At 67.1% G+C, this 9,869-nt stretch carries 10 protein-coding genes; 4 read left to right on the top strand and 6 right to left on the bottom strand.

Annotated features, from left to right (window positions below; all coding sequences use genetic code 11):
- Positions 1–16 precede the first annotated feature (16 nt).
- Both ACRDTL_RS04685 and tnpA read right to left on the bottom strand, forming a co-directional pair.
- Positions 17–1,198 carry an RNA-guided endonuclease InsQ/TnpB family protein gene (locus ACRDTL_RS04685; protein ID WP_431505550.1) on the bottom strand — a complete coding sequence of 394 codons (1,182 nt, stop codon included), beginning with the start codon at positions 1,196–1,198 and terminating at the stop codon, positions 17–19.
- Complete coding sequence (gene tnpA, locus ACRDTL_RS04680; RefSeq protein WP_431505549.1) at positions 1,195–1,605, bottom strand: IS200/IS605 family transposase; 411 nt, start codon at positions 1,603–1,605, stop codon at positions 1,195–1,197. Before tnpA ends, ACRDTL_RS04685 begins: the two co-directional genes overlap by 4 nt.
- Before the next feature lie 140 nt (positions 1,606–1,745).
- On the opposite strand from tnpA, the gene ACRDTL_RS04675 reads away from it, so the two are divergent.
- Positions 1,746–2,957 carry an enhanced intracellular survival protein Eis gene (locus ACRDTL_RS04675; protein ID WP_431505556.1) on the top strand — a complete coding sequence of 404 codons (1,212 nt, stop codon included), beginning with the start codon at positions 1,746–1,748 and terminating at the stop codon, positions 2,955–2,957.
- A gap of 132 nt (positions 2,958–3,089) precedes the next feature.
- On the opposite strand, the gene ACRDTL_RS04670 is transcribed toward ACRDTL_RS04675, so the two are convergent.
- Positions 3,090–4,181, bottom strand: a complete 1,092-nt coding sequence (locus tag ACRDTL_RS04670; protein ID WP_431505548.1) for an acyl-CoA dehydrogenase family protein — start codon at positions 4,179–4,181, stop codon at positions 3,090–3,092.
- An 8-nt stretch (positions 4,182–4,189) separates the two neighbouring features.
- Complete coding sequence (locus tag ACRDTL_RS04665) at positions 4,190–5,350, bottom strand: acyl-CoA dehydrogenase family protein (RefSeq protein WP_431505547.1); 1,161 nt, start codon at positions 5,348–5,350, stop codon at positions 4,190–4,192.
- 176 nt (positions 5,351–5,526) lie between these two features.
- Here ACRDTL_RS04665 and ACRDTL_RS04660 point away from each other — a divergent pair, with 176 nt between their 5' ends.
- Genes ACRDTL_RS04660 through holA form a run of 3 tightly spaced genes read left to right on the top strand, consistent with a single transcriptional unit; the run spans position 5,527 to position 8,893 of the window.
- Positions 5,527–6,366, top strand: a complete 840-nt coding sequence (locus ACRDTL_RS04660) for a ComEA family DNA-binding protein (protein WP_431505546.1) — start codon at positions 5,527–5,529, stop codon at positions 6,364–6,366.
- A 17-nt stretch (positions 6,367–6,383) separates the two neighbouring features.
- The gene (locus ACRDTL_RS04655; RefSeq protein WP_431505555.1) at positions 6,384–7,901 is read left to right on the top strand and encodes a ComEC/Rec2 family competence protein; all 1,518 of its coding nucleotides are present in this window, start codon (positions 6,384–6,386) and stop codon (positions 7,899–7,901) included.
- A 47-nt stretch (positions 7,902–7,948) separates the two neighbouring features.
- Positions 7,949–8,893, top strand: a complete 945-nt coding sequence (holA, locus tag ACRDTL_RS04650; RefSeq protein WP_431505554.1) for a DNA polymerase III subunit delta — start codon at positions 7,949–7,951, stop codon at positions 8,891–8,893.
- A 28-nt stretch (positions 8,894–8,921) separates the two neighbouring features.
- Here holA and rpsT read toward each other — a convergent pair whose 3' ends face one another.
- Both rpsT and ACRDTL_RS04640 read right to left on the bottom strand, forming a co-directional pair.
- A complete protein-coding gene (gene rpsT, locus ACRDTL_RS04645; protein WP_431505545.1) occupies positions 8,922–9,182 on the bottom strand; it encodes a 30S ribosomal protein S20 in 261 nt (86 codons plus the stop codon).
- Between the two features lie 136 nt (positions 9,183–9,318).
- The gene (locus ACRDTL_RS04640) at positions 9,319–9,825 is read right to left on the bottom strand and encodes a MarR family winged helix-turn-helix transcriptional regulator (protein ID WP_431505544.1); all 507 of its coding nucleotides are present in this window, start codon (positions 9,823–9,825) and stop codon (positions 9,319–9,321) included.
- Between the last annotated feature and the right edge of the window lie 44 nt (positions 9,826–9,869).

Here is a 9,869-nt window from a genome sequence, read left to right as displayed (position 1 = left end):
AAGCCGTCGGCTTCTTTTACGCCGCGGTTGCGGCGTGTAGGGCCAGTCCAGCCCTAAGTATGTTGCGAGCAGCATGTTCGTCTGCCGGTGCGGTGTGACCGCAGCGTTGGCAGACGAATTCGGCTTGGCTGACGCGATTCTCGGGTGCTGCATGACCGCAGCACTCACACCCGTCGGAGGTGTGCCGGGGGTTTACCTCGATCCAGGTGCGCCCAGCGTCTTCCGCTTTGGCGCGCAGTATCAAGACGAACTGTCCCCAGCCAGCGTCACTGATTGATCTATTTAGCCCGGACTTCGCTCGGGCACCATTTGGGAGGAACTGTTCCGGGTTGTCCGGGTCAGGTTTGGGCTTCGCTCGGCGCAGCATATTCGAGATCTTGAGGTCCTCCACCACCAGCAGGTCGTAACGGGCGGCGAGTTCACGGGCCTGTTTGTGGTGAAAGTCCTTGCGCCGATTGGCGATCTTACGGTGCCGCGCCGCCAGCGTCTCCCGGCGAGCGACCTGGTTATTGGAGCCACGTTTAGCGCGCTGCAGCCGCTGCTGCGCCACCTCCAACCGGCCGGCCTCCTCACGTGCCCACCGCGGATTGGCGACCGCGGTGCCATCGGAGAGCGTCGCGTACGTCACCACCCCGACGTCGATACCGACCTGGCCACCCGTCGCCGGCAGCCGATTGGTGGGCACGTCGTCACATGAGAGCACCAGCATCCAGCGGCGGCCCTGACGCTTGATCTGGATCGTCTTCACCCGACCCGCCACACGCCGATGCAGATGCACCTTCACCTGACCGATGCCCTGTAAGTACACGCGTTTGTGTTCGGGTAGCCAGCGGGCCCCGTCACCGTCTTTGGGCCACTCCACCGAATCGAAGCGGACCTTAGCCTTGAATCGTGGGTATCCGGGAGTCTGGCCGCGTTTGATCCGGCCGAAGAATCCGTCGAACGCCTTGGTCAACCGGCGCAGGGTGGCCTGCTGAGACGAGAACGACCACACCGCCTGATCCGCACGCACCGCGCGGATCTCACTTAGCTGCGCCGACTGATCCCCGTAGAAGACGCGGGTCTTGCTGTGCGACCAGGCCTCCCGGCGCTCCTGCAACGCCGCGTTGTACAACTCACGGTGCGCATCCAGGCACTGCGCCAACGCGACGTGCTGGCGTGCGGTCGGGCGAAGCCGCAACACATACGCGCGTCTCACGCGGCCACCGCATCCCACTGGTGTTCGATGTAGCCGCGCACCGTCGACTCCCAGACGTATCCGAGTGAGGCGGCGAAATACGACGGCGACCACAGCACCTTCGCGAACCGTCGCAGGTAGGTGAACTCGGCGCGTAATACACCGGCGGTGCGCCCCTTGAATGCCCGAACTACCGCCGCTGGCGCGTCGGTCCGGCCGACCCGAACAAACAAGTGCACGTGATCGGGCATCACTTCCTGGGCCACGATCTCCCAGCCGTGCTCGTCGCCGACCTGCTCCAGCAGCTCCCCGCAGCGCGCCGCTACCCGGCCACCCACAACCCGGCGCCGATATTTCGGGCACCACACCAGGGGCAGCCCCCGCGAGCACACCCCACCAGGTGTCCGACGAAACCGGCGCTGCGACATACCACGCACCTTACGAAACGACACCGACACTCGCCTGACCACGCTGTTCGCCTACCCCCTGATTCCCCCACGGCTCAAACCGCCGGCCCCCTCGGGCCGCACTGATGGCCACCATATTGGGGTGCGGTGGGCCGGCGTTTATGGCACCGTCGAGTTTCGTGACCGACCTGACCGTTCGTACCGCGACCGATGACGACTGGCCGGCGATGTCGGTGTTGGCCGCCACCGGTTTCGGGTGGTCGGTCGATCCGGAGTCGTTTACCGCGTGGCGGGCTCTGATGGCGACCGATGGCGCGGTCGTGGTCTGTGACGGCGACCTTGTCGTCGGCAACGCGCTGTATCTGGATCTGCAGCTCACCGTGCCGGGCGGGGCGGTGCTGCCGACGGCCGGGGTCAGTCTGGTGGTCGTTGCGCCGACACACCGCCGGCGCGGGATATTGCGTGCGATGTACGACGAGTTGCACCGGCGCATCGCCGATTCCGGATATCCGATGGCAGCCCTGACGGCCACCGAGGGCGGCATCTATGGCAGGTTCGGTTACGGGCCGGCCACGATCGACCACGAGCTGACGATCGACCGCCGGTTTGCCCAGTTCCACATCGACGCCCCCGACCCGGGCGGGGTCCGGTCGGTCAAACCGGCCGAGCATCGCGACGAATTCGCCGCGATTTACGACCGCTGGCGACAGCGCACCCCGGGCGGCCTGGCGCGGCCGCTACCGCTCTGGGATGAGCTGCTCGCCGATCGGCAGAACACCCGCCGCGGTGGTACCCCGTGGTTTGCGTTTCTGCATCCCGACGGCTACGCGCTGTACCGGGTGCACCGCGACGATCGGCGCGTGGTGCGGGTGGGTGAGCTGAAGGCGGTGACCACCGACGCGCACGTTGCGCTGTGGCGGGCGCTGCTGGGTCTGGACCTGATGGAGACCGTTGTTGTCGGTACTCATCCGGCCGACCCGGTACCCTACCTGCTGACCGACAGCAGGTTGGCCCGCACCACCGAGAGCACGGACGGGCTGTGGCTGCGGATCATCGACATCCCGGCCGCGCTGCAAGCCCGCAGCTACCACGCAGACCTTTCGACAGCGCTTGAGGTGTCTGACGAATTCCGGGGTGACGGTGGACGATTCGCGTTGGAGATCCGCGACGGCCATGCCCTCTGCACGCCGACCGACGCCGCCGTTGAAATCGAGTTGGATCTCGACGTGCTGGGCAGCCTTTATCTGGGTGCGCACCGCGCGTCGACCTTGGCCGCTGCGAGCCGGTTGCGTACCAAGGACTCCGGGCTCGTGCAGCGCATCGACGCTGCCTTTGTCAGCGACGTCCCCGCCGAAATCGGCTTCGGGTTCTAAGGATCGCGCGCTTGCCGCCGGCGAGCAGACGCAGAATCGCACAATTCGGACTCGAAATATGCGATTCTGTGTCTGCTCGTCATGCTTAGTTGGCGACCTGTCCGGAGAGTTCCGCCATCCGCGTGCTCCCGTCTACAGCGTGACGACCTGATAGTCGCCGATGTGCTCGATCAGGACGCTCAACTGGTCCTGTGACGACCCCAGCGTGTGCTCGATGGCGGTGAGCCGGGCCGCGTAGTGGCCGACCGGGTACTCGGCGGTCATGCCGATGCCGCCGTGCAGTTGAATCGCCTCCTGCGCGATGTGCCGACCCGACCGGCCGATCTGCAGCTTGGCCCGTGCAGCGATCACCGGATCGAGGTTACCGTCGGCGATCGACATCGCCGCATAGAGGTTCATGCTGCGGGCCAGTTCCAGCGAGACGTACATGTCGGCAGCGCGCTGGGTCAGCGTCTGAAAGGTGTTCAGCGTCACCCCGAACTGCTTGCGGGTCTTGAGGTAGTCGGTGGTCAGGCGGAGCGCTTCTTCCATGGCGCCGAGCGCCTCGGCGCACAACGCCGACTGGATGCGGATGACCGCATTACGGATGGCCGCAGACGCGTCGACCGCGTGCCCGAGCGGCTCGCCGGCGGCCTGCTCCAGGTCGATCTGGGCGCCGCGCTGACCGTCGAACGTTTGATACGGGTGCCGGGTGACGGCGTCCCCGCCGACCAAAAACAGTCCCGTCCCGCCGTCCGGCAAGGCAGCGCTGACCACCAGGGTATCGGCGCAGTCGCCGGCGAGCACAGGGTTCTTGCGTCCGCTGAGTGCCCACGAATCTCCTTGTTGCACAGCTGTCGTCGCAGTACTACCCTTGGGCTCAAGGTACGCAAAGCTCAGCAATCGCTGGCCGGCGGCGACCTCATCCAGCAGGTGCTTCTGCGGGTCGGTGCCCAGTTCGGCGATGATGGCGCCCGGCCCCAGCGCCGCGTGCACCACCGGTTCGGGCGCCAGCCGTCGTCCGACTTCAGTGAGCACCACCATGATCTCGATCTGGCCCGCTTCCGCCGGGTCGAACCCCAGGCCGAGGATCCCGGTGTCGGCCAGTTGACCCCACACCTCGCGGCTCCAGCCCGGATCGGTGCCGACGACCTTGTTGCGACTCTCCGTGTCGTAGCTGCGCGACAGCAAGTCCCGGGTGGTGTCGCGGAGCAAGACTTGTTCGTCGCTTAAGTGAAAGTCCATGGCCTAACTCACAATCCGAGAATTGTCAACGAGATGATGGTGCGCTGCACCTCGTTGCTGCCGCCGTAGATCGATGTCTTGCGGTAGTTGAGGTACTGCGGCGCACTGTGCTGCGCCCACGCCGGGGAGGTGATGTCGTCGCCGGCCTCGAACGGCAATGCATCCGGCCCGGCCACCTCGACGAGCAGTTCGGTTGCCGCCTGCTGCAACTGGCTGCCGCGCAGCTTGAGCACCGACGATGCCGGATTGGGCTTACCGCCCGATGAGCCCGACGCCACCCGCATCTGGGTGAGTTCGAGTGCCAGTAACTCGTTTTCGGCTTCGGCGAGGCGGGCCGCAAAGAGTGTATCGCCGAGCATGCCGGTGTCGGTGGCATGCTGTTTGACCTCAGCGAGGCGAACTTTGGTTCGGCCCACCCCGGCGATGCCGGTTCGCTCATTGCCCAGTAGGAACTTCGCATAGGTCCAGCCCTGGTTTTCTTCTCCGACAAGTTGATCGGCGGGTACCCGGACGTCCTCGAAGAACACCTCGTTGACGTCGTAACCGCCGTCGATCAGCTTGATCGGCCGCATTGTGATCCCCGGGGTGTCCAAATCCATCACCAGAAACGAAATACCGGCTTGCTTCTTGGGTGCCTGCGGGTCGGTTCGCACCAGACAGAAGATCCAATCCGCATACTGGCCCAAGGTCGTCCACGTCTTTTGGCCGTTGACGACATAGCTGTCACCGTCACGCACCGCGGTGGTGCGCAGGGACGCCAAATCGGAGCCGGCTTCCGGTTCGGAGAAGCCCTGGCACCACCAGATGTCCAAATTGGCCGTGGGCGGCAGGAAGCGCTGCTTGGTCTCCTGGGAACCGAACTCGGCGATCACCGGGCCGACCATCTTGGTGTTGAAGCTCAGCGGCTCGGGCACCGAGGCCAGTTGCATCTCGTCGAGCCAGATCTGGTGTTGAGCCGGTGTCCAGTCCTTGCCGCCCCACTGCACGGGCCAGTTAGGCACCGCCAGACCGTGATCGTTGAGGATCTTGTGGCTGGTGACGATGTCGTCGCGGCTGGGTGGCAAGCCCAGGCGGGTCCGCTTACGGATGTCCGCCGGAATCTGCGTCGTGTAGAAGGTGCGCAGTTCGTCGCGGAAGGCGGCTTCATCCGCGGTGAGCGCCAATTGCATGGCAATCTCCTCTGTTGCTGGAACCGGTGGTCCTGCCTTGCCACGTTAGCCGTGTCCGCTGCTCACGGAAGCGGCAGCATGCGTCGTTGTGCACAGTCTGGGGTTGGTCCACAGCGCGGGGTCGGGACGCGCTGCGAGGGCCGGGTGGTGAGGGTCGGCGGACCTACCGTCGGCGCATGGGAACAGAACTGCCCGCCGAGCGCCTGCACCGACGACTCGGCGCCCAACCCGATACCGACACCGACCCGGCCGGCGACGCCGACGGCGGGGACGACGAGAACTCGTTGCTGCCGCGGTGGCTTCCGGATGCGTCGGCACAACACACCGCCGGCTGGCTGGCCAAGGTGCGCGCCGACCCGGGCCGCGCCGGCGTCATCGCATTGGCGGCGATCGCCGCCGTCGCGGTGCTGATCACCGTCTTCACCCTGGTCCGCGACCAGCCGGCGCCGATCGTGTCGGCCAGGTTGCCCCCGGTGGAAATGGTGTCGAGCCGCAGTCCCAGTGCGAGCCCGTCGGCAGGTCCCGGCCAACCGGTGGTGGTCAGCGTGGTTGGCCTGGTGCACACCCCCGGACTGGTCACGTTGGCGCCCGGCGCCCGGATCGACGACGCGCTGAAGGCGGCCGGCGGCGCGCTGGACGGGGCGGACACGATCGGGCTGAACATGGCCCGACAGGTCGGTGACGGCGAACAGATAGTCGTCGGGATCACGCCGCCCAAAGGCCAGCCCACCGCGTTGGGCAGCTCGGTGAGCTCCGGCTCGCCCGCCGCGGCAACGCCGGTTGCCCCGGGCAAGCCCGCACAACCGACGTCAGCACAGCGCGGCGACGTGATCGACCTCAACACCGCGACGGTGCAGCAATTGGACACCTTGCCGGGCATCGGGCCGGTGACCGCTGCGGCGATCGTGGCGTGGCGTGAGGCCAACGGCAAGTTCAGCAGCGTCGATCAACTCGCCGAGGTGGATGGCATCGGCCCGGCACGCTTGGACAAGCTGCGCGCGCTGGTCCGTGTCTGAGACCGGTGCCGCGCCCGATGGGCGGCGATCCGCCGTCGCCGCGGCTGGATCTGCGGCTGGTGCCGGCCGCCCTGATCGGCTGGATCGTCACTGCGGCCGGGATTGTCTGGCCGGTCGGCAATGTCCTTGCCGCGCTCGGCGTTGTTGCCGCAGTGTCGGGCACAGCATTTCGGTGCGCGACGCGGCTGCATGCGATCGGCATTGCCCTGGCGGCTGTCGGTATCGTGGGGGCCGGCTTCGGATGGGCGATCGCGTTGCGCGCCAACGCAGTCGCGCACCACCCGATCACCACGGTGTTCGGTACAGCCGGGCAGGTGACGGTCACACCGAGCGAAAGCGCACTGTCGCTGGGCCGGGGCCGGCTGATGTTCCGCGCGACGTTGCAGCGAGTCGGTGACGACGAGATGTCCGGCCGGGTGGTTGTTTTCGCTCCGGCGCTCGATTTCGGTGACGTGATGGTGGGTCAGCCGGTGCGATTCCGGGCACGGGTCACCCGTGCCACCCGCCATGACCTGACGGTGGCGGCACTCAACGCGATCGGGGAGCCGACCAGGGGCCGCGCCGCGCCGGTGTATCGGGCTGCTCACGCGGTCCGCGAACGGTTCGCTGCCACCGCCCGCCGCGTGCTGCCGGCCGACCAGGCGGCGATGCTGCCCGCGTTGGTGCTCGGCGACACCTCCGCGGTGACGACGGTGACAGGCCGAGAATTCCGAGCAGCCGGGTTGACGCATCTGACGGCGGTATCCGGGGCGAACGTGACAATCGTGTGCGGAGCGGTGCTGTTCTCGGCGCGGCTGATCGGGCCGCGCGCAGCGGTGGTGCTCGCGGCGGTCGCGCTGGCGGCGTTCGTCATCGTGGTGCAACCAACCGCCAGCGTGCTGCGCGCGGCAGTGATGGGCGCGATCGCGCTGGTCGGTGTGCTGTCATCGCGTCGGCGCCAAGCGATCCCGGCGCTGTCCGGCACCGTGCTGGTGTTGATGGTCGTCGCTCCGCAGCTGGCCGTCGATGTGGGTTTCGCGTTGTCGGTGGTGGCTACGGCCGCGCTGGTCATCATCGCGCCGGTGTGGTCACGGCGCCTGGTGTCGGCCGGCTGGCCCAAACCGCTGGCCGACGCCGTCTGCGTGGCCTGCGCCGCCCAACTGGTGACCGCGCCACTGATCGCCGGAATCTCGGCTCGGGTCAGCCTGGTGGCTGCGGCCGCCAATCTTGGGGTAGCGGCGCTGATCGCACCGATCACCGTGCTGGGCAGCGCGGCCGCGGTGCTGTGCCTGTGTTGGCCGGTCGGCGCCCAATTGTTGATCCGGTTCACCGGCCCGGAACTGTGGTGGGTGCTGCACATCGCGCACTGGGCGGCCGGCGTGCCGGCGGCCAGCGTGCCGGTTCCGTCCGGAGTCTGCGGTGTGGCGCTGGTCGGCGCCGCCGGGGTCTTGGTCGTGATGCTGTGGCCGTCGTGGTGGTTTCGCGCGGCGACGGCCGCCGCCGCGCTCTGCCTGCTGGCCTGGTCGTTGTCGGAGTTGCCACTGAGACGGTGGTGACCCCATGAGTCGGCCGGCCATGACACGATTGACCGGTGAGCCAGGCGTTGCACCTCGTGCTGGGAGACGAGGAACTACTGGTCGACCGCGCGGTGGCCGGGGTGCTGGCAGCTGCGCGGCAGCGGGCCGGCAGCGATGACGTCCCGGTGGACCGGCTGCGTGCCGGTGAGGTTGACGCCTACGAACTCGCCGAACTGCTGAGTCCGTCACTGTTCGCCGACGAGCGGATCGTCGTTCTGGAAGGCGCCGATGAGGCGGGCAAGGACGCGGCCGAGCTGATCGCTTCCGCCGCTGCGGACATCCCGCCGGGCACCATCCTCGTCGTCGTGCATTCCGGCGGCGGGCGTGCCAAGGCGCTGGCCGGTCAGCTGCAGACGTTGGGGGCGCAAGTGCATCCGTGCGCGCGGATCACCAAGGCCGGCGAACGCGCCGACTTCGTCCGCAACGAGTTTCGCGCACTGCAGGTCAAAGTCGATGCGGACACGATCACCGCGCTGCTCGACGCTGTCGGTTCCGACGTGCGGGAACTTGCCTCGGCCTGTTCTCAATTGGTTGCCGATACCGGTGGCCGTGTCGACGTTGCCGCGGTGCGCCGGTACCACAGCGGCAGAGCGGAAGTGAAGGGTTTCGATATCGCCGACAAGGCGGTGGTCGGCGATGTCGAGGGCGCCGTGGAGGCGCTGCGCTGGGCGATGATGCGTGGCGAGCCGTACGTGGTGCTGGCCGACGCGCTGGCCGAGGCGGTGCACACCATCGGCCGGGTGGGTCCGTTGTCCGGCGACCCGTACCGGCTGGCCGGCGAACTGGGCATGCCGCCCTGGCGGGTGCAGAAGGCCCAGAAACAGGCGCGGCGGTGGTCACGGGACCGGGTGGCGACCGCGATGAGACTGGTGGCGGGGCTGAACGCCGACGTCAAAGGAGCGGCGGCCGACGCCGATTACGCGCTGGAAGCCACGGTGCGAAAGATTGCTGAGCTGGCCGCGGCACGATGACCATTGGCCGGGCCGGCGGTCGCTGAACTCAGAGCTTGTTGAGCGTACGGGCCAACGCCGACTTTTTGTTGGCCGCCTGGTTCTTGTGGATCACACCCTTGCCCGCCGCCTTGTCCAGCTTGCGGCTGGTCGACGCCAGCAGCTCGGCGGCCTTGTCCTTCTCGCCGGCCTCGGTGGCCTCGCGGAATGCCCGGACGGCCGTGCGAAGCGAGGACTTCACCGACTTGTTGCGCAGTCGTCGGCGCTCGTTGGTGCGGTTGCGCTTCCGTTGCGATTTGATGTTGGCCACGCGATAGTTCCTTTTTCGGTATCAGGGGTACTGGGGCTCCAGGTGCCAGGAGAGCTGGACGGCGAATGCCCAGGTTATCAGCCGACCCGGTGTTCTCCCAAAGCCGAGACCACCGCGCCGTAGAACGACGACCTGATCAGCCGGTTGCCTTGGGCGCCCGTCCCAAGGTGCGGTAGCCGGGATGGACATGCGGGGTCAGGCCCTGCTGCTGGGCCAACGTCGTAAGAAGGTCGTGCAATGTGTCGCGCTGCTCGGCAGTCAGGGCGGCGGTGAACCGGTGCTCGTGTTGGCGGGCCACTTCGGACAGCTTGCGCATAAGTTTTTTGCCTGCCGGGGTGAGGTGCAGCGCATGCAGCCGCCGGTCGCTGGGATGGCCGCGTCGCACGACAAAGCCACGATTCTCGAGTTCATCGACATAAGCGACGACGCGACTGGGCAGCAGGCCCAGCCGAGCGCTCAGAGCTTGCTGGCTGAGCCCGGGCTCGGACGCAATCACCCGCAGTATTCCCGCATGCGGCGGGGTCAGCTCGAGGGTGGCCATTTGTTCGGCGAACAACCCGGCAGCGCGATGGCCGAGTTGGGCCAACAAAAAGGCCACGCCGTCGCTGTGCTCGGAACTCGACGTTGCTGACACCTCAGACATCGTAGCGTAAATGAACGATTCATTGATTGAATCAGTGTAACTCC

It is taken from the genome of Mycobacterium sp. (assembly GCF_050700595.1).
In the GTDB taxonomy this organism is placed as follows: Bacteria; Actinomycetota; Actinomycetes; order Mycobacteriales; family Mycobacteriaceae; genus Mycobacterium.
Note: the sequence above shows the minus strand (reverse complement) of the source record. Positions and strands in the feature narration are given on the sequence as shown.

Coding starts and splice junctions, on each gene's coding strand:
- tnpA (WP_431505549.1), bottom strand. CDS start 1,605: ATGTCGCAGCGCCGGTTTCGTCGGACACCTGGTGGGGTGTGCTCGCGG.
- ACRDTL_RS04675 (WP_431505556.1), top strand. CDS start 1,746: ATGGCACCGTCGAGTTTCGTGACCGACCTGACCGTTCGTACCGCGACC.
- ACRDTL_RS04670 (WP_431505548.1), bottom strand. CDS start 4,181: ATGGACTTTCACTTAAGCGACGAACAAGTCTTGCTCCGCGACACCACC.
- ACRDTL_RS04665 (WP_431505547.1), bottom strand. CDS start 5,350: ATGCAATTGGCGCTCACCGCGGATGAAGCCGCCTTCCGCGACGAACTG.
- ACRDTL_RS04660 (WP_431505546.1), top strand. CDS start 5,527: ATGGGAACAGAACTGCCCGCCGAGCGCCTGCACCGACGACTCGGCGCC.
- ACRDTL_RS04655 (WP_431505555.1), top strand. CDS start 6,384: ATGGGCGGCGATCCGCCGTCGCCGCGGCTGGATCTGCGGCTGGTGCCG.
- ACRDTL_RS04640 (WP_431505544.1), bottom strand. CDS start 9,825: ATGTCTGAGGTGTCAGCAACGTCGAGTTCCGAGCACAGCGACGGCGTG.